The organism is Pseudoalteromonas sp. J2K-J599 (genome assembly GCF_059295115.2).
In genome coordinates this window covers 1,688,640-1,712,214 of sequence record NZ_CM200271.1, presented here as the reverse complement: position 1 = coordinate 1,712,214, position 23,575 = coordinate 1,688,640, and the positions used below count along the sequence as shown (strand labels likewise).

The following is a 23,575-nucleotide window of genomic DNA, read 5'->3' as shown; positions in this document are numbered from 1 at the left end:
CTCAAAATAGATCATTTAATTAAGCGAATTAGTATTACTCATTGGGTTAAGTTACTAAATTACAGGCACAAAAAAAGGAGCCATAGGCTCCTTTTTAATACTTATATAAAAAAGCTTAAGCGGCTAGGCCTTCTTTTGCTTTTTCTACAAGCGCTGCGAATGCAACTTGGTCGTAAACAGCGATATCTGCAAGGATCTTACGATCGATTTCTACAGAAGTCTTTTTAAGACCATTGATAAAACGGCTGTAAGACAGACCATTTTGACGTGAAGCAGCATTGATACGTGCAATCCATAATTGACGGAAAGTACGTTTCTTCGCACGACGGTCACGGTAAGCGTATTGACCCGCTTTAGTAACAGCCTGGAAAGCTACGCGGTAAACACGTGAACGTGCTCCGTAGTAACCTTTTGCTTGTTTTAAAACTTTTTTGTGACGTGCACGTGCGACAACGCCGCGTTTAACTCTTGCCATTTCTAAAAACCCCTATTAAGCGAACGGTAACATACGTGAAACTAGACCATGGTCATTTTTATGAACCATCATCTTAGGACGTAGGTGTAACTTACGCTTAGAAGTTTTCTTAGTCAGAATATGACGAAGATGCGCTTGTTTACGCTTGAAACCGCCAGAAGCAGTCTTTTTGAAACGCTTAGCAGCGCCACTGTGACTTTTTAGCTTATAAGCCATTGCAATAACTCCAATTGTATTGCTTTTAAATTAGTAAGCAGGCGTGAGATATATTTCTATAGCTCCACTTTTAGGCCTAACTTACTGCCATGTTCCGGTGAAGACCCAACATAAATGCCGCAATCTTGCTTTAAGACCGGTTAACTCAGGTGAATATTCGCATATTGCTTGCAGACCTGAGCTAATTTCGGTGCGTATTATCGCTTAAAAATTATTTTTTAGCAACAGGCGCCATCATCATAACCATTTGGCGGCCTTCAACACGATTTGGGAAAGACTCAACTACTGCAAGCTCTTCTAAATCGGCTTTGATACGGTTTAATAATTCTATACCAATTTCTTGGTGAGCCATTTCACGACCACGAAAGCGGATAGTAATCTTAGCTTTATCACCAGCTTCTAAGAACTTACGTAAGTTGCGAAGCTTAACCTGATAATCACCTTCATCCGTACCAGGACGGAATTTGATTTCTTTTATCTGGATTTGCTTTTGCTTCTTCTTCTGCTCTTTTAGTTCTTTGCTTTTTTCAAAGATGAACTTACCGTAGTCCATGATTCTACAAACAGGCGGCTCAGCGTTTGGACTGATCTCAACAAGATCAACACCCGCTGCATCGGCCATAGTTTGCGCGTCTTGTAATGACTGAATTCCAGCTTGTTCGCCTTCAATGTCAATTAAACGAACTTCTTGCGCTGTAATTTCTTCGTTAATACGATTTTTTTGAGCTGTTTGTTGCCCTTTCTTGCCGCCTCTAATAGTACGTTCCTCCAAGAATATCAATAATATAAGCGTGTAAATGGCTGTTTGTTAATGCCTTACACGCTCGATTTTTACTGTCGATTTTTAATTTCTTCACTAATTTTAGCTACAAAATCATCAACATTAAATTTGCCAAGGTCTTCACCTGTGCGAGTACGCACTGCTACTTCTTGCTGTTCAACTTCTTTATCGCCAACAACAAGTAAATATGGAATACGCTTCAGTGTATGCTCACGGATTTTAAAGCCAATCTTCTCATTTCTCAAGTCAGCAGCGGCTCTAATTCCAAGTTTATTTAATTTTTGTACAACTTCTTTAACATAAGGAGCCTGTTTATCGGTAATATTCATAATTACCACTTGCTTTGGTGCAAGCCACGTCGGGAATAAACCAGCGTACTCTTCAGTTAAAATGCCAATAAAGCGTTCAATAGAACCTAAAATAGCACGATGTATCATTACAGGTGTACGACGCTCGTTATTTTCTGCTACATAAGTAGCACCTAAACGACCCGGTAATGCAAAGTCTAATTGCACTGTACCACACTGCCACGCTCTGTCTAAACAATCGTACAAAGTAAATTCAATCTTAGGACCGTAAAACGCGCCTTCGCCCGGAAGATAATCAAATTCAATATCGTTTAGCTTAAGTGCATCAGCTAAAGCAAGCTCTGCTTTATCCCACATATGGTCTTCACCAATGCGTTGTTCTGGGCGAGTAGATAGCTTAACTACAATCTTCTCAAATCCGAATGTTTCATATGTATCATAAACCATCTTAATACACGCTGACACTTCGTCCATTATCTGCTCTTCAGTACAGAAAATGTGAGCGTCATCTTGTGTAAAGCCACGTACACGCATTAAACCGTGTAGTGCACCTGATGGTTCATTACGGTGACAACAACCAAATTCAGCCATACGAAGTGGTAAATCACGGTACGATTTTAAACCTTGGTTAAAGATTTGCACGTGACCAGGGCAGTTCATTGGTTTAATTGCGTATTCACGTTTTTCAGACTCAGTGGTAAACATTGCTTCTGAATATTTTTCCCAGTGACCTGATTTTTCCCAAAGTGAACGGTCCATCATCATTGGACCTTTTACTTCTTCGTACTCATATTCGCGTAATTTTTCACGTACGAATTCTTCAAGCTCGCGGTAAATGCTCCAACCATCGTTGTGCCAAAATACCATGCCTGGCGCTTCTTCTTGCCAATGCCATAAATCAAGCGCTTTACCAATACGACGGTGATCGCGTTTTTCAGCTTCTTCAAGGCGCTTTAAATACGCTTTAAGTTGCTTTTTATCGCCCCACGCGGTGCCGTAAATGCGTTGTAGCATTTTGTTTTCTGAATCACCACGCCAATATGCACCCGCCACTTTCATTATTTTAAAGTTTTGGCAAAATTTCATGTTAGGAACGTGAGGTCCACGACACATGTCTACATATTCTTCGTGATGATATAACCCAGGACGGTCATCTTTAGCGATGTTTTCGTCCAAAATTTCTATTTTGTATGTTTCGCCACGCGCTTCAAATGTATCGCGTGCTTCTTGCCAGCTTACTGTTTTTTTCACTACGTCGTAGTTGGTTTTTGCAAGTTGCAGCATACGCTTTTCAATTGCTTCAAGATCATCTTGTGATAGTGAGTGTTCCATATCGATATCGTAGTAAAAACCGTTATCAATGGTAGGACCAATTGCCATTTTTGCGTCTGGGAAAAGTTGCTTAACTGCATGACCGATTAAGTGAGCACAAGAGTGACGAATGATTTCAAGGCCGTCATCGTCTTTAGCGGTAATGATCTCAAGACGAGAGTCATCACTAATTAAATCACATGCATCAACACGGTCGCCATTTACACGGCCCGCAATGGTCGCTTTAGCTAAACCAGGACCAATGTCGTTTGCAACATCAAGCGTGCTTACAGGGTTTTCAAAACTACGTTGACTTCCGTCTGGAAGAGTAATAACTGGCATTATAAATCCTTGCTACAGTGGTGACACCTACAATGTATCACGTGTATTTTTAATAAATTAAATGAGAATGACTCGACAACGCTTTTACGAATAAGCATTGACTAATATATGTAGATGAGGAGTCTATTCAACTACAAAGATATATTGTCGCGTGCCGCGCATTTAATTACAAGTTTAAAGGGGTGAAATCGCCCCGTTTTATCCACAAAATGTAGCTTTTAAAGCAAAAAAATCATTTTATTAAAATATAAAAGCATCAATGCATTAATTACGCGCCTACAGCTATACCCACACTCGCATTTTAATGTGCGTTGCGTATAATACTGCGTAATTAAGTTATTTTAGAGAATAGACATGAGAACATGTGGTGTAGAAATTACCGGTAGTGATGTACTACTTTGTATTTTAAGTAAAGATAATGACGTATTTGATATTCGCGATGTGCGCCAAACACGCTTTACCTTAGGTAACGGTAACGACACTGAAGTAATGCGTAAATTTCAATTCGATTTTGCAAAACTAATGCAAGATTACCAAATTGATTCTGTTGCAATTCGTGAGCGTCAGCCTAAAGGTAAATTTGCTGGCAGTGCAAAAGGCTTTAAAATGGAAACTGCAATTCAATTAATCAACAACTTAGATGTACGTTTATTTACTACAACGGAAGTTAAAGAGCAGTTAAAACGCAACCCCATCCCTATTGATTTTGAAGAAACAGGCCTTAAAAAATACCAAGAAAATGCTTTTGTAAACGCTTACGTTTATATCATGAAAAAAACATACCGCAGCGACGAAATGTAAACTCATTACTCGTTTAAAAACGCGTACTTACATTGTAAGACGCGTTTTTTTGTGTCTAAAAAGTAGTATTAGCTTTTATTAATCTAATAATACATTAGTCTAACCACACTTCTCTTTGTCGACAATATGTGTTTATTTTAACTTTGTAGTTTACATAACTCACACACATTTTCATGGAGAGAGCAATGTACACACACACTACCCCGGTAAAAGAAGTAGAACAAATAAATCACTTGCCGTTATCTCAAAGCTACTTTAAAGGTATACAAAGCACACCTTTAACAAATTCAACTATAGGCGATTACTTTGACTTCATTGTCGACAAAAGCCCAGAGGCGTTAGCTGTTGTAGTTCATCACCAAGGTATTAGATTAACGTATAAAGAATTTCAAAAAGAAGTTAATCAGCTTGCTATGGGGTTACTTGCCCTTGGCGTAAAACCAGGTGAGCGCGTTGGTATTTGGTCTCCTAATAATATTGAGTGGTGCTTAACCCAATTTGCAACGGCAAAAATTGGCGCAATAATGGTGTGCATCAACCCGGCCTATCGTCCTAACGAATTACAATATGCTTTAAATAGTGTTGAATGCTCTACTCTAATCACAGCATCAAATTTTAAAGGCAGTGATTACTTAGAAATGCTTAATTGTTTAGCGCCAGAACTTGCAACTTGCGATAAAGACACACTTAATTTAAAAGCACTACCCACTCTTAAAAATATAATCCGCATTGGCGATGAAGCATCTCCTGGTATGCACTCTTTTAATGATGTTATTAACTTGCCAACAGCAGCTCATGAGCTTGAATTAAAAGCAATAGGTGAAAACTTAAATGCTGATCAAGACATCAATATACAATTTACATCAGGCACAACAGGCAACCCAAAAGGCGCAACGCTCACTCATAAAAATATTTTAAATAATGCGCTATTCGTCGCCGAATCTATGCACTTTACGAGCGATGACAAGTTATGTATCCCTATCCCGTTATATCATTGCTTTGCAATGGTATTGGGTAGCTTATTGTGTGTTAGTAAAGGTGCAGCAGCCATTTATCCTAGTGATTCGTTCGATGCAAAAACCACGCTTGATGTAGTTCAACAAGAAGGATGTACAGCGCTGCACGGTGTACCTACTATGTTTATTAGTGAGCTTGAGCTGAGTAATTTTAACGATTATGATCTAAGTACTTTACGCACGGGTGTAATGGCAGGCTCTACATGCCCAGAGCAAGTAATGCGCAAAGTACAAACACAAATGAACATGCATCAAGTACTGATTGCTTACGGGCAAACGGAGTGCAGCCCCATAAACAACATTACCGAAACAGACTCTTCAATTGAGCGGCAAGTAACGACAGTTGGTCGCGCCCTTGCCCATACCGAGGTTAAAATAATTGACGAGCTGGGTAACATTCAAAAAATTGGTCAACCTGGCGAAGTGTGTAGTAAAGGTGCAGGCATAATGCGCTGCTATTGGAATGACGAAGCTAAAACAAAAGCCACTATAGATGACGAAGGTTGGCTGCACTCTGGCGATTTAGGTGTCATGGATACAGAAGGGTTTGTCACGATTGTTGGGCGTATAAAAGATATGATTATTCGCGGCGGCGAAAACATTTACCCTCGAGAAATAGAAGAAGTACTTTACACTTACCCGGGCATTCAAGATGCTGCCATATTTGGTATAACCGATGAAAAGTATGGCGAAGAAGTATGCGCTTGGATCCAACCAAAAGAAGATGCTGTACTTGATGAGCAAGCAATTCGTGAGTTTTTAAAAGACAAACTAGCCTACTTTAAAATGCCACGACATATCCGTTTTGTAGAAAACTACCCAATGACAGTAACAGGTAAACTGCAAAAATTTAAAATGCGCGAGCAAATGCAAGAAGAGCTAAGCGACAACGCTTTTTCCTAGTTTCGTCTTTAAGTAACTGAGGCTCTGGGTAGGGAATTTATCTCAGAGCTATGTTCAGAGCTAGCAGCGTTAAATTTACGTATGTTAGGACTAATACTAAAAAGCACAGCCAATTGGCTGTGCTTTTTATGTACTGAATTTATTATAAATTCAACATTCTCTTTTTTAAACGTTCTAAATCAATCGCACTCGAGCGCACTGTTAATTTAATATGGCTGTATTCATATTCTTCTTTAACAACACTCATACTCGATCGGATTTCGCCCACAATACCTTTAGCTGTGTACGGTATAACAATCTCTTCTTCAATCATGTCCTCTTGAGCAATGCCAATAATGTATTTGTGCAGTTTACTAATATCATCTGGATTACGTGTAGAGGTCATCATCGCATCAGGAAACTCATCCATTAGCGACTGCTGTTGATCAGTACTTAATTGGTCTGACTTATTCAGTACTAATAATTTTTTGCTACCTTCTACCCCAACTTCTGCCAGTACTTTATGTACTACTTCAAGTTGTGAGCGAAAAGAAGGATCTGAAGCATCTACAACATATAACAGTAACGACGCATCATGTGCCTCAGCGAGCGTTGAATGAAATGAAGCAACCAAATCATGAGGTAATTTTTTAATAAAACCAACCGTATCTGAAACCAATATACGAGGCTGGGTAATCGGATACAGCGCGCGAACAGTGGTATCTAGCGTTGCAAAAAGTTTGTTTTCGCCTTCCACATCACTACCTGTAATTGCGCGCATCATTGATGACTTGCCCGCATTGGTATAACCAATTAAAGCCACTGAGAATAGCTCAGAGCGCTGCGTACGTCTGTCCATCATTACATCTTGAACACTAACAAGTTCGCGCTTTAATTCTGCTAACTGATCGCGCACCTTACGGCGATTTAGCTCAAGTGTGGTTTCACCCGCACCTTTACCCATTTGGCGTTCTTTATCACCTGTTGATGTTTCACGAAGCCGTGGCGCGACATAATTAAGGCGAGCAATTTCAACTTGTAATTTTGCTGTTTTAGTACGCGCATGACGGCTAAATATTTCAATGATAATACCAGTGCGATCAAATACTTCTACACCTAATTGGTTCTCAACATTACGCAGTTGAGAAGGCGTTAAATCGCAGTCAAATACCACTACATCGGCACATGCAAACTCTAAATCGTTTGATGGAAATTCTGAGGATATTTCGGTTAAAGGGTCTTCATCGAGTAAATCATCTTCTTGCTCGTTTTCAACCATCCCTTTATTGCCGGTAAGGTATGCTATTTCAGCTAGTTTTCCTGAGCCCAGTACATTAACTTTTTGAGTTGAGCTTTGCTTTTGCGATTGTGTACCTACTACTTTAAAGCCTAACGTAGTTACCAAACGAGCAAGCTCTGCAAGCGATTCTGTTGCTTCGTCGCCTTTAAATTGTGGTGTGCTAATAGAAATAAGTAACGCATTAGGAAGTGATGGTTTTGCAGTTAGTTGCATAATTTTTTATATGTTAATGCACCTAAAGTGCAAACCTAATTTTCATTCGAAAGTAACTTGATCCTACGCTGTTATGACCGAGCTTTACAGCGTTATAGCTTACGAATGCAATTATTATCTTTATTTTGCCAAAATTAGCGTTAATCTGTGAACTATTTGTGCGGGGGCAATATAATTTTTACACGCAAGTAAACCAATAAGTAACTTGGTGTTGTTATAAATGTATTTAATTATTAAGTATTGGGGTTTACCATTGATAATAGGCTTTATGTAGCATTGCACATACACAAGCCCATTAACTAAAAGCTAATTAGCTAAAACCAGTTACTAAGCAGACTCTTCTGGACGATGCTGCTTTTGTACGCCGGTTAAAAACAAACGTAATATTTGATCGTTACAAACACGGTAATGTTTGTTATCTACTTTACGAGAAAATGCGCTTAACTCATGCTTACTTAAATCAAAATCAACAAGTGCAAGTGTTGCTATAACATCTTCTGCTTTCATATTTAAAGCAATACGTAGCTTCATAAAGATAATATTGTTGTTTAGCTTTTTCTCTGGCTCTGGTTGCTCACCTTCGCGTTTGCCACGTTGGGTATTAATAAACCCATTTAAAAAGCTTGCAAACTCAGTATCACTTATTGGGGTAAAAGCCTCTTCACCTTCTTTAGTTAACCATGCAATTACTTGCTCTTTGGTGACCGTATGCTCTGCTGATGCAAAAACATTGACCATAGCAGTATCAGTTAAGTTAAAAGTGTAGCGAATGCGGCGTAAAATATCGTTATTAGTCAAAGTAAATCCCAAAGTGAGGTATAGCAACCAAGCAGTTATTGCTTAATTTTATATAAGCACCTAGTTTAACAGGTTTACTAATACCACCCTATTAATTTTTATCTGAGCTTCTTATACCTAGTTACCAAGCACCTTGGCAGGATCTACGCGCGTTGCTTGCCATGCAGGATAAATAGTGGCAAGTATCGCAAGCACAAACGTAACAATCACTGTAATACCAATGTCTTCAAGTACTAATTTACTTGGTAAAAACTCTATAAAATAAACGCCCTCAAGTGGATTGGCTCCAAATAATTGGCTTATCCACGTAAAAAGCTCACTTATATTAAGCGCTAATACCACACCAATTAGTGTTCCTAGTGCCACGCCTACAAATGCTTGCATTAAGCCTTGCATTACAAAGGTGGCTAAAATAGTACTGTCTTTCGCGCCCATGGTTTTTAAAATTGCGATATTGCCTTGTTTTTCGCGTACTTCCATCACCAAGGACGATACAATATTAAAACTGGCTACCGCTATAATTAAAAACACCACAATATAAACAATGGTACGCACCATTTGAATATCTTGATAAAGGCTGCCTTGGGTTCTAAACCAACTAGAAATATACACGTAGTCGTCAATAGTTTGGCCCACTCTTAGCGCTATTTGATGCGCCGAAAACACATCATCAACACTTAAACGCAGCCCTGTTACTTGGGTTTCATCGTAACCCAATGTTTGCTGTGCTTTGTTAAGATGTATAAATGCAGCGGTACTATCAATCGGTCCGCCCATTTCTATAACACCTGCAAGGTTAAGTGTTACGCGTTTAGGCGCTAATAATGATTGACCTTTTTGACTAATTTGCGGAATAAGTAATGTAATGTTATCGCCTACTTTGGCGTCTAACTGTTTTACTATTTGTTTACCTAAAATTACATCGTCAAGGCCTAGCTGGCTGACTAATTTACCACTGGTAAACTGATTTACCGCCGATACATTACTCTCGAGCGCTGGCTCAACACCTCGAATTTCTATCGCTTTTAGCTGGCTTTTATATTGCGCCATCCCATTCACTGCAATAAATGGCGCAGCCCCTGTTACATGCGGTTGTGTTTGTAAATCCTCAACTTTTTGCGACCAATTCGCGATGGGTCTACTTGGTGCTACATATTCAACCTGTGGCACAACACTTAGTAATCTATGTACTAGTTGCTGCTCAAAACCATTAATTACCGACAGCGCCACAATTAAAACCGCGACACCTAATAAAATACCAATAGTCGAGGCTTTAGCGATAAAACTAACAAAGCCGTTTTTTTCATCTTTGTGGCCTGAATAGGCTCTAAAACGTTTACTTAAAAATGCACTAAGCAACATGCTGCGACTCTTTAATAGCTAGTTTTCCATCGTCTAAATAAGCTATTTTGCCCAGCTTATCGGCAAGTTCTAAATCGTGTGTAACTACCACAAAACTGGTGTTTAAGCTTTGGTTAAGCTCATTAATTAAATCGTAAATTTTAATCGCATTTTGTTTATCTAAATTACCGGTTGGTTCATCAGCAAGCACAAGCGCAGGTTTTGTAACCAATGCACGGGCAATTGCCACGCGTTGGCGCTCTCCACCAGAAAGCGCAGACGGTTTATGCGAGCTGCGATGTGCAAGGCCTACTTTTTCGAGCATATCGAGCGCTTGAGCTTTGGCTTCTTTTGCACTCAAGCCTTTAATTAATAATGGCATAGCCACGTTTTCAACTGCGCTAAACTCCATTAATAAGTGATGAAATTGATAGATAAAGCCCAAATTTTTGTTTCTAAATGCGGCTTGCTCTGTTCGCGAAAGTTTTGCAACTTCTTGGTTTTTAATTTTAGCGCTACCTGAGCTTGCAGTATCTAATGTGCCAAGTATGTGTAAAAGCGTACTTTTACCAGAGCCAGAACTCCCTACAATAGCGAGCATTTCACCTTGCTGCAGCGCTAAATCAACACCTTTTAATACTTCAACTTGGTTGCTTCCATCTTGATAAACTTTACTTAAATTTTCACAACTAATTACTAAATCATTCATAACGTAATACCTCTGCTGGTTTTACTTTTGCGGCTTTACACGCAGGATATAAGGTAGCTAAAAAGCTCATAGCAATACTGGCAAACGCTATTATTACTAAACTCAAAATATCAAATTTTACCGGAAGCTCTATACCCGCCAATAAGTTTAAGCCCACTAATGCAAGTAGCTCATTTATATATAAACTAAATATTACACCTAAAAATGCGCCTATTGCGGTACCAATTACGCCGTTATATAAGCCTTGCACCATAAACACTTTTTGCACTTGCGAAGGTGTTAAACCTAACGTTTGTAGTATGGCTACCTCACCTTGTTTTTCGCTTACCATCATGGTCAGTGCTGATACAATATTAAACACAGCGACCAATACAATGAGGGCAAGCAACATAGACATAATGCGTTTTTCCATAGCAACGGCTGCAAATAGAGTGCCTTGGGTACTGCGCCAATCACTGTAATTGTGATCTTTTAAAATACGTTGGCTTGCTTCAATAAACTCATCTAGTTCGAAAGGTTCGTGCAATGAAACACTTAAATTTGGGGCAGTGTTTTTATCCAGCTTTAACACCCGCTGTAGTGAAGCGCCACTCGTAAACGCAAGTGCCATATCTATCTCAGATCCGGTTTCGTATATTGCGGCAACTTTAAATAAACGCTGGCTGGGTACTCGCCCAAGAGGTGTATACGTTGAAGCATTAGGCATAATAACGCGAAGCTTATCACCCACGCTAACGCCTAATTTACGACTCAAATAACGACTTATAGCAATGTTGTAATTTTTGTTTAATACAGTTTTCCAATCGCCTTGCACTATTTTATCGGTAATTTTATACAAAGAACCACTATCGTTATAAAGGCCTTGTAGTAAAACGCCGTGCAAGTCTTTATTTGTTTGCAAAATAGCTTCGCCGTGGCGATATAAGCTTACATGATCAACATAAGGAGATTGTTCGAGGTCGGTTTTAAGGGTGCCCATTTGGGTGGCAGTGTTTTTACCTGCGCTAACTTCAACATGCGGAATAAGTCCGAGCATATTGGTTTTGAGGCTATTTTCAAACCCGTTCATTACACTGCTTACCGTAAATAATGCCATTAATCCAATAGCGATACCGGCAATAGAAAAAAACGAAATAAACGATATAAACGCATTTCCTTTAGATGAGCGACTATATCTAAGCCCTATAAATAAGCTAACCGGTTGAAACATATTATTTTTAACACTTATCGTAAAAGTATTGAGCAATAGTAGCACGAAAAAAGTGCCTTTGGGTATGGCGTAAAATGTAAGAAATAATTTAAAAATCTGATACTTGGCTATATTTACAGCAATACATGCTTAACCATTAATTCGCGGTTAAGCTTTCAGCCCTTTAACTAAATAATCGAGCAATACCCGTACATTAGTGGCCACAAACTGCCTTGGTGGATATACGCCCCATACCCCTTCTTGCTGTGGTTGATAGGGTGTTAAAATAGGCACCAATTGCCCTGAGTTAATTTCGTTTTCAATGTAGTAGTCTGGGAGCTGTACAATACCAAGCCCCTTTTTTGCGCCATCCACCAGCGCCCAACCACTATTACACTGTAGCCGCCCCGCTATTTTAATGTGTTTATCGCGCCCATTTTCGTTTACGCGCCAGTAGCTACTATTCCCAATTAAACATTCATGGCTGTTTAGCTCGCCTAAAGTGTGCGGCTCACCAAATCGCGTTAAATACTGTGGTGCCGCGCACATAATAAAACGCCGCGCACTTAACCTACGCGCTTTTAAGCTCGAATCTTTTAAATGCCCTAACCTTATGGCTAAATCAAATCCGCCCTCTAATAAGTTTTCTTGCTCGTTACTTAGTGTGGCAACAACTTCTACCTCGGGATGCTCCTTCATAAAATTATGCACTATGGGCATAATAAAGCTCTCTCCGTACATAACTGGTGCTGTGAGCTTTATTTTACCTTTAGGCGTACTTTGTTGCTGAGCAAGGCCTTGAGTTGCCTCGTCCATAGCGTGTTGTAAGTGCTTTATTTGATGTAAGTAAACTTCACCTTCTTTAGTTAAAACCACTTTACGAGTAGTACGAGTTAAAAGCTGGGTATTTAAACGTTGCTCAAGCGCCGTAACATGGCGGCTAATATGCGCAACCGAAAGCCCAAGCATTTTTGCAGCCGCAGTAAAGCTGCCCTCTTCACCAACCGCTATAAACTCATCAATTCCATCCCAACGTGCCATTATTACCATACTGTAAAAGTGTTTTAATAAAATTGAGATTATCATTATTTGAGAAACAAATACAATAAACCCATCACCCAAGCAAATTGGGTCTACAATTATTTTTTAATAGCCAGTTAAAGGAAATAAAACACATGTCTGAATTTATTAAATCAAAAGCTGCCATTGCTTGGGGTCCTAATCAACCACTTAGTGTTGAAGAAGTTGATGTGATGATGCCTAAAAAAGGCGAAGTTATGGTAAAAATTACCGCTACAGGTGTGTGTCATACTGATGCATTTACATTATCAGGACAAGATCCTGAAGGCATATTTCCTGCTATTTTAGGTCACGAAGGCGCTGGTGTTGTCTATGCAGTTGGCGAAGGCGTAACCAGTGTTGAAGTGGGGGATCATGTTATTCCTTTATACACTGCAGAATGTGGCGTATGTAAAATGTGTACTTCAGGTAAAACTAACCTGTGTTCAGCCGTGCGCGAAACACAAGGTAAAGGCCTAATGCCAGACGGCACTACACGCTTTTTTAAAGATGGCCAACCAATTTATCACTACATGGGTACATCAACGTTCTCTGAGTACACTGTATTGCCAGAAATCTCACTTGCTAAAGTAAATAAAGAAGCATCACTAGAAGAGATTTGCTTACTAGGCTGTGGTGTAACAACGGGCATGGGCGCAGTTACCAACACAGCTAAAGTAAAGCCTGGCGACACTGTTGCTATATTTGGCTTAGGCGGTATTGGTTTGTCTGCGATTATTGGCGCAAAAATGGCTGGTGCAGGTCGTATTATCGGTGTTGATATAAACACCACTAAATTCGATTTAGCTACAAAACTAGGTGCTACTGATTTAATTAACCCAAAAGATTTCGACAAGCCAATTCAAGAAGTTATTGTTGAAATGACAGATGGCGGCGTTGACTACTCGTTTGAATGTATTGGTAGTGTTGACGTAATGCGCTCAGCGCTTGAGTGTTGCCACAAAGGTTGGGGTGAGTCGGTAATTATTGGTGTGGCAGGTGCAGGCCAAGAAATATCAACCCGTCCGTTTCAGCTGGTAACTGGGCGTGTATGGCGTGGTAGTGCATTTGGTGGCGTTAAAGGCCGTTCACAACTCCCTGAAATTGTTGAGCGTTACATGGCAGGTGAATTTGCTCTTAGCGACTTTATTACTCACACAATGAGCCTTGAAGATATTAACGAAGCGTTTGATTTAATGCACGAAGGCAAAAGTATTCGTACAGTCATTCATTACTAATAAACTGCATTCGTAAAATAGCTTATTAATAAGCCGTAATACTTTTAAGTTTACGGCTTTTAAGGATTAAGTATGTTAGAAAATATCTCAAGTGTAAAAGTGTCTGGCGGTTGGCATAAGCAATATACTCACAGCTCGCAAAGTACACATTGCACTATGCGCTTTGCCGTATTTTTACCACCTGGCGCAAGTGAAGCAAATAAAGTACCGGTACTTTATTGGTTATCGGGATTAACCTGTACCGACGAAAATTTTATGCAAAAAGCCGGTGCATTTAAAAAAGCAGCAGAGCTGGGTATTGCTATTGTAGCGCCTGACACTAGCCCGCGTGGCGAAAACGTACCCAATGAAGACAGCTACGACTTTGCACAAGGCGCAGGCTTTTACGTAAATGCCACGCAAGCTCCTTACAACACCCATTTTAATATGTACGATTATGTTGTTAGTGAATTACCAGCATTGATAGAGCAACATTTTCCGGTAACAAGTACAAAAGCAATTAGTGGTCACTCTATGGGCGGGCACGGTGCATTAATGGTCGCACTTAAAAACCCGACTGCTTTTGTAAGTGCCTCGGCTTTTAGCCCTATTGTAAATCCGATTGAATGCCCTTGGGGTGTCAAAGCATTTACTGGTTATTTAGGAAATGATAAAGCGCTTTGGAAGCAATACGACAGCTGCGAGCTGATGAAAAACGCAGAGCAAGCTCATTACTTACCCATGTTAGTGAGTCAAGGTGATGCCGATGGTTTTTTACAAGAGCAACTTAAGCCAGAAAACTTAGTCGCTATTGCTGATAAAAAAAGCTACCCGCTTACACTTGAAATGCAAGCAGGCTACGATCATAGCTACTTTTTTATAAGCAGCTTTATTGACCAACACTTATTATTTCATCATCAGTTTTTAACTGCTTAGCCTCATTAGTGTGTAGAGATGACTTTTCTACCTCTACACACTCTTTTAGACTTTTAGTGACCTGCCTACATACTTGCGTAGTAGTGCTTTCCCCTTTAACTAGGCTAACAAGAGCCGAATCTATCTTTAATCCCATATCAGTAAAGTTAAATCCGTTTTTATCTGTAGGTACTGGCTCTAGTGGGTTTTTATAAGGTGTTGACTGCGCCGGGCTAATACTATTTTTATCATTACGCGCCTGAGATTGTGCTTGCCCATCAATAATAACGCCCGCAACTGTACAGCCAGAAAGGCAATAAAAAAACAAAAGTACAATAATTGTTTTCATCATTCATCCTTAACAAAATATTACCTAAATTGTATACGTTTTTTATTGTAACTCTGTAAAAAAATGTAAGTATTACTACCTAAAATCATTTATAAACTTTCTTGTAACACCCACCAGCTGCAATATAAAAAATGGCGACCCTAAATAACCTAAAATTTTATTAATGGTAGGTTGTAAGTGTTCTGTGAGAAGTTCAGGAAATAAAAAAGCAAAAACAGATAACCCAGCGCAAAATAGTAACGCTGTTTTTTCAAGTATAGTGGGTGTGATTAATGTTTTATTTAAAGGCAAAAGGTTCACATATGTGTCTTTTAGGTATGATAAAAGAATACGGGGCTTTAAAACTCAGATCAAATTAACTATCGCGTAAAATAGTAATAAAAACATGTAAAAGTTTCCTCAATAATTTTTATTAAACTCAGCTTCCTACAATAAACCATTGATTATTAGTTATTTATGCAATGGCCCACTGTTTGCTTATTATTAACAAAATTAACCCGCATAGGCTCAATAATGGAAATTGATTTACAGTGGAATGAAATCATCGATAACTTAATACATTTAGGTATTGCATACCTACTTGCGCTACCTATGGCTTACGACAGAGAGCGTAGCCATGATGGTGCAGGCCTTCGTACCTTTCCTCTTGTTGCTGTTGCATCGTGTGGGTATGCATTAATAGCGATGTCGGTTTTAGATGGCGCAGAAGCTCAATCTAAAATGTTGCAAGGCATCATTACTGGCATTGGTTTTATTGGCGGTGGCGCAATTTTGAAAAATAACAAATCAACCTCCGGTACAGCAACCGCAGCCAGTATTTGGAATATGGGCTTAATTGGTATAGCTGTAGCCTATAGCCGTTACGAAATAGCCATTTTGCTCGCCATTATTAATTTTATAACGCTAAGGTATGTAAAAAAGTTTAAGTGATAATTAGCTGTATCATTACAAGTAATGCGAGCAAATATTGGTCGTATTACTTGTGTATAATCACTGGCAAAATATAAATACACGATTTCAATTTGATACAATATAACATATAATAAATACAGTTTTAAATCACTCTATATAGCTCTCTTATGTCGCTACCTTCAACCGATAACCGCTTACATCATATTGATATATTACGGGGCATTATAATTATATTTATGGTTATTGACCATGGTATGTATTATTGCCTTAATTACTCAGTTACCGATCCGATGACCATTCCAGGGACTGATCCCGTTACCTTTTTTACGCGTTTTGTTTCTCACTATTGCGCACCACTCTTCGTATTCTTAGCAGGTCTATCTGCGGCTATAACAGAGCATAAATATGTATCCACTAAAGCATTTTCACAAAGCTTGATTATTCGTGGTTTAGTGCTAATTTTGTTTGAATTTACTATTGTTTCGTGGTCTTGGAGCTTTAACCCACTATACCCAATGCTATACGCACAAGTTATTTGGGCTATCGGCTGGGGCTTTGTTATTTTAGGACTGCTGCGTTTCCTGGGCATTTATGCCATTTTTGTAGCAGGCTTATTACTCGTGTTTGGGCATAATTTATTTGATGGAACAAGCTTTGAGCCTAATACATTTGCACATACTGCTTGGTCTATTGCACATCAAAAAAATGTACTTGATCTCCCTTTTGATTTTCAAATTAGAACAACCTACCCAGTTGCCCCTATTGTTGGCTTAATGGCATTGGCATATTGCGCTGGTGTTTATTACAAAGCGCAACAATACAGTAAAAAAGTGATGAATCACGCATTGTTATTAGGGGTTACTTGCCTTGCGCTTTATGGCATTTTACGTGGGTTTAACTTATACGGTGACATGTCACAGTTTGCTATACATACAAACTCATTACTCACTGTTATGTCGTTTCTAAACCCAACAAAGTATCCGCTTTCGCTGCAGTTTATGTTACTTACTGTTGGCCTTGGGCTTATTTCTTTAAAGGCATTAAGTGGTTTAAAAACCGATTTTTCGCATAACTTTTTACAAGTACTGGGTAAAACAAGTATGTTTTCATACCTTGTGCATTTGTATTTATTACATGCTATTGCTTGGTTACTTATACCTATTCTTGGCTTTAATTTTAGCGATATGACCTACGCAGATACGCTCGTTGGTTTGCCTGAAGGTTATGGCATGAGTTACACAGCAACACTTTTATTTATAGTCGTTGTAATAGGGCTAACAACCCTACTCGCTAAGCGATACATTGTTTGGAAGCGAAGCCACAAACATAGCTTAATTGCTAAATATATATAGCGTTTATACAAGTTAGCACAAAGTAATAGACATTAAAAAAGGCGCTTAAAAAGCGCCTTGCTAACAAGTATGTGTGCTTAAAACATATCTTGATAGGAGTTTGTTGTGCTAAACGTAATTGCTTTTTCAAAGCCTGGTAACTTAATACTTTGCTCGTCTATTACAATGTCGTTGTCGTCAATAAGTCCGTCGCCAAAGCGATAAATAAGCTCGTACTGCCCTAAATCTGCTTGCGTTTGATACGTTTTCTGCGAAGCGCTAACCACACTATTTTTCTGTGTGTAACTAGTCATAACATCATCGCCATGGCGCTTAGCAAGCATTTGCATTGTTACTTTTGGTGAAAGTACAGTAGCTGTTGCATTGTTTCCGCCAAAGCCTTTTGAATTTATAAAAGCAATATCCATATCAGCGCATTCGTAATGGCTATTACGAATATCAAGATGGTCGCTATAAACATCATCAGCCACTTTATCAATTGTGGTAATACCTGGCATAATATTGTGGCTAAATACACCCGAAGCAATCGCTAACTGATCGCCACTTGCAGGGGCAATAGTATGGCCAACGTATGCTTTTGGTGCTGTCACTTTCCAATTATCAATAGCGAACGTTTGTGCCACTTTATGATATATAAGTGACTCTGTTACACGATTTTGCGGAGTACTCGAACCATGCGCTAAAATAAAGCTACGTTCTTGCAGTGCTTCTTTACCTAATAAGCTGCTAGCAAGTGCGGCTGATTTTGCCATTGTAATATAGTTACCAGGTCCAGGTGATGTAATCGACTTCTTAACGCCATCTGCATTTACAAACACATCCGGTACACAGCCCATAATATCAGCGCCCAACTCAAGGGCTAAAGCATCATCCATTAAAATTGCAACTTGCGCGCCTTCACCTAATGTAAAGCCGCAGTTATCACCAAATGGTCGGCTACTATTACGGTAATCTGGTTCTTCATCATTTGATAAGTTATCTAAACGACGTAGCCCTTCAACATTTGCAAGTGCACTCATATTACCAAAGCCTTCAACCACTTCGGGTGTAATAGCACACTCAACGCTTGCAACAACTGCAACCCGCGTACGTCCTGCTTGTATGTCGTTAACCGCCGCACGTAAGTTATATAAAAACGTTGCACATGCGCCCGAGGTCGAAAACGTAGTACCTACATTGCCCGTAACATAGGCATTAATAAAATCGGTAGACATTGTATTTAAGCCCAGTGCTAACTGCTTAGTGCTAACACGGTCGCCTTGTTGGCGCGCCTTTACTAAACCACCTAGGCCTTTGTCGTCCATTTGGCCAATTACCGATGCTGAATAGGTACCAATTTTATCTGGCTCTACGCTATTCATAATATGCTGCCAATCAAGCCCAGTTGATTTAATCGCATCTGTAGCTGCAAAAATAGTGGCTTGCAAACCACGAGGCTGATAGCGGCTGTTATACATAACTGATGGATCAAACCCAGTCGGAAATTGCCCAGCAGATTTAATTGGGTTATCGCGTGTTGAGTCATGCTTTACGTCTAAGTCGGCTGCAATAGTTACTTTAACTTTTTTGCCTTCAAGCTCTTCAACTTGCCAGCTAGCTGGAATAGGTGCAGGTAAGTCGCGAGCACGCGTTTCAAACACAATTGCGTTATCGCTTGATGCGGTTAGTGTCATTTTTTGCTGCCACGGTGTTGCGTCGGCATCAAAGTGTTCTTTTTCAATTTTACGAATAAGTGTACCAGCAATAATTTGCTCACCAAAGCGTGCTTCTATGTCGCTTTGCTCAACATTATTACCTTGTGTATCTTGTAATTGGCCGTTTACAACGCTTACTAGATTCATCAGTGTGGCGAGGCCTAAAAATGTTTCACTGCGATCTTGAGCATTTAAACTATCTAACACGATACGGCGATAACCTTGATGAAAAGAAGTACGGCCAGCGGCGTTAATGCCACCCATGCCTACTATAACGGGTAATGCTGTCATAATTTACCTTTTAGAAACGTGTTATAAGGAGAAGAGGCAGTTTAAATGGATTATGCACCACACATTGTGCTTTAATAGCCAAATATTCAGCACAAAAGGCCAAAATGTACTGGTCGGAGCATTTATATGACTGATAAACACACTAATCCACCTCTAAACATTGCTATAGCGGTATATCCGCATTTATTAGTGACTAGTTTAACGCTGCCTATAGAAATGCTAAGAGCCGGCGAGGCCTTTGCTAAAGGGCATCTTGATAAGCAAAGCTTTAGGCCACTTGCTATAAATTTAGTGGCTAAAAGTGCTGAATCTATACCCACCCGTGCAGGCCTTGCTATAAATCCTGATTGCATAACAACTAACGCGCCCTACAGCGATTTGATTATAGTGCCGGGTATTTGGCGAAACCCACGCCCAGTGGTGCGAACAAATCAAGAAATAGTTGATTGGCTAAGTGAAAGCTTTAGCGCAGGCAGCCATATAATTGGTGTCGGTACTGGCAACTGTTTATTAGCTGAGGCTGGCTTACTTGATGGCCACCCTGCTACCACCCATTGGCATTACGCCAAACAATTTAGCCATGACTACCCGCAGGTGCGCTTAAAGCCCGACTTTTTTATAACCCAATCAGAGCGCATGTATACCGTAGCAAGCCTTAATGCCCTTGCAGATGTTATCGTACATATTATCAGCCAGTACTACACAAAAGCCGCCGCGCAGCATGTAGAGCGTAATTTTTCGCACGAAATACGCAAACCCTACGAAGATCAACGCTATTTAGAAGGTGCAGTAGACCGCCACCCCGATGAGCTAATTGCGCAAATTCAATTTTGGCTAAAAACGAATTTAGCCACCGAGCTAAACTTGCAAGAAGTCGCTGCCCAATTTAGCTTAAGCTATCGTACTTTTACCCGCCGCTTTAGAGCCGCAACGAACCAAAGCCCTATTGAGTATTGGCAACAATTACGCGTAGAAGGTGCGAAAGAGTTATTAGCATCATCAAATTTATCAATTCAAGAAGTGGCTTTAGAGGTGGGATATAACGACCAAGGGCATTTAACCCGCGTGTTTAAAAAAGTATTAAGCCAAACACCCAGTGGCTACAGAAAAGTAGTTAGGAGAAAGTTGTTTGGCTAACCAGCGACGACACTCTAAATTGGCATTTTTTTATACATAAATTATACTCTTATCAATAATATAATTTACGCCATACCAAGGTAACTGCATGAGAGATAAACTTAGTAAGCACCTTTTTGATCCACAAAGCGATGCTTCTATTGAATCAAAGTTATTAAAGTTACTTTCACTTGTACGAAAACATTTAAGTATGGAAGTCGCGTTTATTTCAAAATTCACCAATACTGAGCGCGTTTTTAAAGTGGTAGATAACCAAACTACAAATACATGCGTATCAGTAGGTAATTCAGATCCAATTTGCGAAACTTACTGTAAAAAAATATCTGATAACGAGCTAGAACAAATAATCCCTAATACTCTTGAGCACCCAATAACCCGCAACATGCCAGTCACAGAAAAGCTAAATATTGGCTCTTATATTGGTGTACCCATTATTTTATCCACCGGAAAAGTTTATGGAACTTTTTGCTGTTATAAAACCGTATTAGACAATGCCCTGAACGACAAAGATTTGTCATTTCTTAGGCTCATTTCTGAAATAGCTACTGAGTTAATCGAAAAAAAAGTTCAGTCTGACATTTTAAATAATGAGTCAAAGTCGCTTATTGAAAATATTATAAAAACAAACGATATTACGATTTATTTTCAGCCCATATTTAATTTATCAACCAACCAACTTTCGGGTTATGAATCTCTGTCACGCTTTTTTATTGAACCCTATAAAACACCTGATATTTGGTTTAAAGATGCTGAAAAACTGGGTTTAGGAGAAGCATTAGAAATACTTGCTATACAAAATACATTACATTGCTTAGATCAATTTGATGAAAAAGCTTATATCACTATAAATACTTCACCTCAGCATATTTTATCAGGCTCAATAGACAAAGTATTACAAAGCATCGATTGTAATAGAATAATTTTAGAAGTGACTGAACATTCACCTATTTTAGACTACCAAGCGATGCGAACTGCACTTCAACCATTAAGAAGCAAAGGCGTAAGATTAGCTATAGATGATGTTGGAGCTGGCTATTCGTCTTTTCAACATATTTTAGAATTAGAGGCAGATATCATTAAGTTAGATATAAGCCTTACTCAAAATATAAATAAAGACAGTAGAAAGTTTTTATTAGCTAAAGCACTATGCGGATTTGCCAAAGCTATTAATTGCTCAATTGTAGCTGAGGGTATAGAAAATCAAGATGAATTAAACACACTAAGAAAACTAGGCGTTGATAACGTACAAGGCTATTTTATTGGGCGCCCAGCTCCTATTGAAGATGCCATCCAATATCAAACAATTACGCTATAATTAATAAACGCCACTTTTAGTGGCGTTCTGATTCGTTAAATTCTTTTCGATAATAGCGCTTTTGATAGTTTTTTACTTTAGTGTGTACGCCTTTGCTTAAGCTTTTAAATTTAGCCTCAAGTACGTCTACACCGTATAAAATACCGACCACCAGCACCGAGAGTTTTATTGCAGCCCCAAGGTTTTCTGTCGCTATCATCACGCCTATTGATGCAAGCACCCAAATGGTTGCAGCAGAGGTTACGCCAACTACCGCACCATCTTTTGCGAGCATAACGCCTGCCCCTAAAAAGCCAATACCTGTAATTATTTGACCAACTACACGAGAATGATCTATTACATCCCCTTGTAAATTAAACGCAGTGGATAAAAACAAATACGTACCCAACGTTATTAGGGCTGATGTACGAATACCTACAGGCTTGCCGCGCAATTGGCGCTCTATTCCAATAATAGCACCACAAAAAGCCGCAGTACCAATAGCTGCCCATGAATACGGGGCTACATCAATTAAATCTAAAAAAGTCACTGTTAACCTTATATTTTATTAGCTATAGCCACCGCCGTTCTTAAACGTTGGCTACCAAACGCTGACATTTTGCTAAAATCACTTCGTGCAATAGGTACATATTGGCAATCTATTGCGAGCTGTTTATCGTTACCGGGCTCACAAAACGGATCGTGAACATACACGCAGTGCTCATCAAGGTGCGTAACACACACCCAGTGTGGCGATTTTTTACCATCAAAACTGTATGTACTAATTAATAACAGCACACTAAAGCCTTTACTTAACCACTGCTCAATATGCTCAAGCTCTACATCTTTATACGTAAGCGGTATATTTGCTTGTGCAATACCATCTACAAATTGTTGATGCACGGTGGCAAGTACCACTTTTTTGTTTTCGTTACGTACGCCATCTAAAAACAAAGGCTCTGTGGTATTAACCATTACCTCGCTTTTAAAACCACGCTTATTAGCCCCAAGTGCCAAACCAAACGGATGGCAACCACCATGACCCGATGTCATAAAAATTGTGGTACCTTCACGCCAAAGTGCCAGCTCATGTGATTGGGTAAGCTCAGTTGTTGGCTCAAGTGCGCCCATTGCCATTAATAGTGCAGCAGGTCCGCACGTAAACTCAGTAGTTTGCTGATACCACGGCGTTAAACGCGCCACTTTTAACTCACTCGTTTGTCGAATGTTTTTTTGCATTCGTAGTGCGTCACTGTGGTCATCGTAATAATCGCTATATTGACCAAACACTCTGTAACCTAAGCTTTTATAAAGCCCTATCGCACCTTCGTTATTTACAGCCACTTCTAAACGAAGGTAAATACGCCCTCGCTCATACGTTTCTTTTTCAAGGCTAGTAAGCAATGTCTTTGCAACGCCCTTACCTTGCATTGTGGGTTTTACAGCAAGCGAATATAAACGCGCTAAACGAGTCCCTTTATGGCACCACACTAATCCATATCCACATACTTGCTCGCCATTTTGGGCAACGAGTAAAATACCGTGTTTTGCACTAAGCCAGCGTTTTAAACTACGCGGACTTAATTTATCGTTATTAAAGCAAGCGTTTTCAACGTCAATCAGTGCATTTAAATCACTACTAAGCGCCTTTCGAATAACAAGGTTGCTCATGT

At 39.5% G+C, this 23,575-nt stretch carries 22 protein-coding genes; 8 read left to right on the top strand and 14 right to left on the bottom strand.

Annotation, left to right across the window (positions count from 1 at the left end):
- Nucleotides 1-115 precede the first annotated feature (115 nt).
- The 4 genes from rplT to thrS form a co-directional block, all read right to left on the bottom strand.
- Complete coding sequence (gene rplT, locus AC5NT5_RS07740) at nucleotides 116-475, bottom strand: 50S ribosomal protein L20 (protein WP_002960711.1); 360 nt, start codon at nucleotides 473-475, stop codon at nucleotides 116-118.
- A 15-nt stretch (nucleotides 476-490) separates the two neighbouring features.
- Nucleotides 491-691, bottom strand: coding sequence for a 50S ribosomal protein L35 (gene rpmI, locus AC5NT5_RS07735; protein ID WP_002960713.1), 201 nt, complete (start codon nucleotides 689-691; stop codon nucleotides 491-493).
- A 211-nt stretch (nucleotides 692-902) separates the two neighbouring features.
- Nucleotides 903-1,463: a translation initiation factor IF-3 gene (infC, locus tag AC5NT5_RS07730; protein ID WP_002960714.1), complete on the bottom strand. Its 561-nt coding sequence runs from the start codon at nucleotides 1,461-1,463 to the stop codon at nucleotides 903-905.
- Nucleotides 1,464-1,522: 59 nt separating this feature from the next.
- Nucleotides 1,523-3,433 carry a threonine--tRNA ligase gene (gene thrS, locus AC5NT5_RS07725; RefSeq protein ID WP_024595638.1) on the bottom strand — a complete coding sequence of 637 codons (1,911 nt, stop codon included), beginning with the start codon at nucleotides 3,431-3,433 and terminating at the stop codon, nucleotides 1,523-1,525.
- Between the two features lie 354 nt (nucleotides 3,434-3,787).
- On the opposite strand from thrS, the gene AC5NT5_RS07720 reads away from it, so the two are divergent.
- Complete coding sequence (locus tag AC5NT5_RS07720; protein ID WP_024595637.1) at nucleotides 3,788-4,234, top strand: DUF3010 family protein; 447 nt, start codon at nucleotides 3,788-3,790, stop codon at nucleotides 4,232-4,234.
- Nucleotides 4,235-4,419: 185 nt separating this feature from the next.
- Nucleotides 4,420-6,153: an AMP-binding protein gene (locus AC5NT5_RS07715; RefSeq protein WP_494513119.1), complete on the top strand. Its 1,734-nt coding sequence runs from the start codon at nucleotides 4,420-4,422 to the stop codon at nucleotides 6,151-6,153.
- A 142-nt stretch (nucleotides 6,154-6,295) separates the two neighbouring features.
- Here AC5NT5_RS07715 and hflX read toward each other — a convergent pair whose 3' ends face one another.
- The 6 genes from hflX to AC5NT5_RS07685 form a co-directional block, all read right to left on the bottom strand.
- A complete protein-coding gene (hflX, locus tag AC5NT5_RS07710) occupies nucleotides 6,296-7,645 on the bottom strand; it encodes a GTPase HflX (RefSeq protein WP_494513120.1) in 1,350 nt (449 codons plus the stop codon).
- A gap of 327 nt (nucleotides 7,646-7,972) precedes the next feature.
- A complete protein-coding gene (locus AC5NT5_RS07705) occupies nucleotides 7,973-8,443 on the bottom strand; it encodes a YehS family protein (RefSeq protein ID WP_182694991.1) in 471 nt (156 codons plus the stop codon).
- 117 nt (nucleotides 8,444-8,560) lie between these two features.
- Complete coding sequence (locus tag AC5NT5_RS07700) at nucleotides 8,561-9,805, bottom strand: lipoprotein-releasing ABC transporter permease subunit (protein WP_494513121.1); 1,245 nt, start codon at nucleotides 9,803-9,805, stop codon at nucleotides 8,561-8,563.
- The gene (gene lolD, locus AC5NT5_RS07695; protein ID WP_182195546.1) at nucleotides 9,795-10,493 is read right to left on the bottom strand and encodes a lipoprotein-releasing ABC transporter ATP-binding protein LolD; all 699 of its coding nucleotides are present in this window, start codon (nucleotides 10,491-10,493) and stop codon (nucleotides 9,795-9,797) included. The genes AC5NT5_RS07700 and lolD overlap by 11 nt, the downstream gene beginning before the upstream one ends.
- Nucleotides 10,486-11,703, bottom strand: a complete 1,218-nt coding sequence (locus tag AC5NT5_RS07690) for a lipoprotein-releasing ABC transporter permease subunit (RefSeq protein ID WP_494513122.1) — start codon at nucleotides 11,701-11,703, stop codon at nucleotides 10,486-10,488. The genes lolD and AC5NT5_RS07690 overlap by 8 nt, the downstream gene beginning before the upstream one ends.
- A gap of 147 nt (nucleotides 11,704-11,850) precedes the next feature.
- A complete protein-coding gene (locus tag AC5NT5_RS07685) occupies nucleotides 11,851-12,723 on the bottom strand; it encodes a LysR family transcriptional regulator (protein ID WP_182694990.1) in 873 nt (290 codons plus the stop codon).
- 134 nt (nucleotides 12,724-12,857) lie between these two features.
- Between AC5NT5_RS07685 and AC5NT5_RS07680 the strand changes: the two genes are divergently transcribed.
- Complete coding sequence (locus tag AC5NT5_RS07680) at nucleotides 12,858-13,979, top strand: S-(hydroxymethyl)glutathione dehydrogenase/class III alcohol dehydrogenase (protein WP_494513123.1); 1,122 nt, start codon at nucleotides 12,858-12,860, stop codon at nucleotides 13,977-13,979.
- Nucleotides 13,980-14,051: 72 nt separating this feature from the next.
- Nucleotides 14,052-14,894, top strand: coding sequence for an S-formylglutathione hydrolase (fghA, locus tag AC5NT5_RS07675; protein ID WP_096792995.1), 843 nt, complete (start codon nucleotides 14,052-14,054; stop codon nucleotides 14,892-14,894).
- Here fghA and AC5NT5_RS07670 read toward each other — a convergent pair.
- Complete coding sequence (locus AC5NT5_RS07670; protein WP_494513124.1) at nucleotides 14,848-15,222, bottom strand: hypothetical protein; 375 nt, start codon at nucleotides 15,220-15,222, stop codon at nucleotides 14,848-14,850. The two genes, fghA and AC5NT5_RS07670, sit on opposite strands and share 47 nt — an antisense overlap.
- Nucleotides 15,223-15,735: 513 nt before the next feature.
- Between AC5NT5_RS07670 and AC5NT5_RS07665 the strand changes: the two genes are divergently transcribed.
- On the top strand, nucleotides 15,736-16,152 hold the full coding sequence (locus AC5NT5_RS07665; RefSeq protein WP_002960738.1) for an MgtC/SapB family protein: 417 nt from the start codon (nucleotides 15,736-15,738) through the stop codon (nucleotides 16,150-16,152).
- A 149-nt stretch (nucleotides 16,153-16,301) separates the two neighbouring features.
- A complete protein-coding gene (locus AC5NT5_RS07660) occupies nucleotides 16,302-17,486 on the top strand; it encodes an acetyltransferase domain-containing protein (protein ID WP_494513125.1) in 1,185 nt (394 codons plus the stop codon).
- Nucleotides 17,487-17,563: 77 nt separating this feature from the next.
- Here AC5NT5_RS07660 and AC5NT5_RS07655 read toward each other — a convergent pair whose 3' ends face one another.
- Nucleotides 17,564-19,471, bottom strand: a complete 1,908-nt coding sequence (locus AC5NT5_RS07655) for a beta-ketoacyl synthase (RefSeq protein ID WP_494513126.1) — start codon at nucleotides 19,469-19,471, stop codon at nucleotides 17,564-17,566.
- Between the two features lie 126 nt (nucleotides 19,472-19,597).
- On the opposite strand from AC5NT5_RS07655, the gene AC5NT5_RS07650 reads away from it, so the two are divergent.
- Both AC5NT5_RS07650 and AC5NT5_RS07645 read left to right on the top strand, forming a co-directional pair.
- Nucleotides 19,598-20,608 (top strand): GlxA family transcriptional regulator, encoded by a 1,011-nt coding sequence (locus tag AC5NT5_RS07650; protein ID WP_138488986.1) that lies wholly within the window; start codon nucleotides 19,598-19,600, stop codon nucleotides 20,606-20,608.
- A gap of 88 nt (nucleotides 20,609-20,696) precedes the next feature.
- Nucleotides 20,697-21,923: a sensor domain-containing phosphodiesterase gene (locus AC5NT5_RS07645; protein ID WP_182715340.1), complete on the top strand. Its 1,227-nt coding sequence runs from the start codon at nucleotides 20,697-20,699 to the stop codon at nucleotides 21,921-21,923.
- A 16-nt stretch (nucleotides 21,924-21,939) separates the two neighbouring features.
- Here AC5NT5_RS07645 and AC5NT5_RS07640 read toward each other — a convergent pair whose 3' ends face one another.
- Nucleotides 21,940-22,452 (bottom strand): MgtC/SapB family protein, encoded by a 513-nt coding sequence (locus AC5NT5_RS07640; protein WP_002960746.1) that lies wholly within the window; start codon nucleotides 22,450-22,452, stop codon nucleotides 21,940-21,942.
- 8 nt (nucleotides 22,453-22,460) lie between these two features.
- Nucleotides 22,461-23,573, bottom strand: coding sequence for a GNAT family N-acetyltransferase/peptidase C39 family protein (locus AC5NT5_RS07635; protein ID WP_182694986.1), 1,113 nt, complete (start codon nucleotides 23,571-23,573; stop codon nucleotides 22,461-22,463).
- Between the last annotated feature and the right edge of the window lie 2 nt (nucleotides 23,574-23,575).

Coding starts and splice junctions, on each gene's coding strand:
- rplT (WP_002960711.1), bottom strand. CDS start 475: ATGGCAAGAGTTAAACGCGGCGTTGTCGCACGTGCACGTCACAAAAAA.
- rpmI (WP_002960713.1), bottom strand. CDS start 691: ATGGCTTATAAGCTAAAAAGTCACAGTGGCGCTGCTAAGCGTTTCAAA.
- thrS (WP_024595638.1), bottom strand. CDS start 3,433: ATGCCAGTTATTACTCTTCCAGACGGAAGTCAACGTAGTTTTGAAAAC.
- AC5NT5_RS07720 (WP_024595637.1), top strand. CDS start 3,788: ATGAGAACATGTGGTGTAGAAATTACCGGTAGTGATGTACTACTTTGT.
- AC5NT5_RS07715 (WP_494513119.1), top strand. CDS start 4,420: ATGTACACACACACTACCCCGGTAAAAGAAGTAGAACAAATAAATCAC.
- hflX (WP_494513120.1), bottom strand. CDS start 7,645: ATGCAACTAACTGCAAAACCATCACTTCCTAATGCGTTACTTATTTCT.
- AC5NT5_RS07700 (WP_494513121.1), bottom strand. CDS start 9,805: ATGTTGCTTAGTGCATTTTTAAGTAAACGTTTTAGAGCCTATTCAGGC.
- lolD (WP_182195546.1), bottom strand. CDS start 10,493: ATGAATGATTTAGTAATTAGTTGTGAAAATTTAAGTAAAGTTTATCAA.
- AC5NT5_RS07690 (WP_494513122.1), bottom strand. CDS start 11,703: ATGTTTCAACCGGTTAGCTTATTTATAGGGCTTAGATATAGTCGCTCA.
- AC5NT5_RS07685 (WP_182694990.1), bottom strand. CDS start 12,723: ATGGCACGTTGGGATGGAATTGATGAGTTTATAGCGGTTGGTGAAGAG.
- AC5NT5_RS07680 (WP_494513123.1), top strand. CDS start 12,858: ATGTCTGAATTTATTAAATCAAAAGCTGCCATTGCTTGGGGTCCTAAT.
- fghA (WP_096792995.1), top strand. CDS start 14,052: ATGTTAGAAAATATCTCAAGTGTAAAAGTGTCTGGCGGTTGGCATAAG.
- AC5NT5_RS07670 (WP_494513124.1), bottom strand. CDS start 15,222: ATGAAAACAATTATTGTACTTTTGTTTTTTTATTGCCTTTCTGGCTGT.
- AC5NT5_RS07665 (WP_002960738.1), top strand. CDS start 15,736: ATGGAAATTGATTTACAGTGGAATGAAATCATCGATAACTTAATACAT.
- AC5NT5_RS07660 (WP_494513125.1), top strand. CDS start 16,302: ATGTCGCTACCTTCAACCGATAACCGCTTACATCATATTGATATATTA.
- AC5NT5_RS07655 (WP_494513126.1), bottom strand. CDS start 19,471: ATGACAGCATTACCCGTTATAGTAGGCATGGGTGGCATTAACGCCGCT.
- AC5NT5_RS07650 (WP_138488986.1), top strand. CDS start 19,598: ATGACTGATAAACACACTAATCCACCTCTAAACATTGCTATAGCGGTA.
- AC5NT5_RS07645 (WP_182715340.1), top strand. CDS start 20,697: ATGAGAGATAAACTTAGTAAGCACCTTTTTGATCCACAAAGCGATGCT.
- AC5NT5_RS07635 (WP_182694986.1), bottom strand. CDS start 23,573: ATGAGCAACCTTGTTATTCGAAAGGCGCTTAGTAGTGATTTAAATGCA.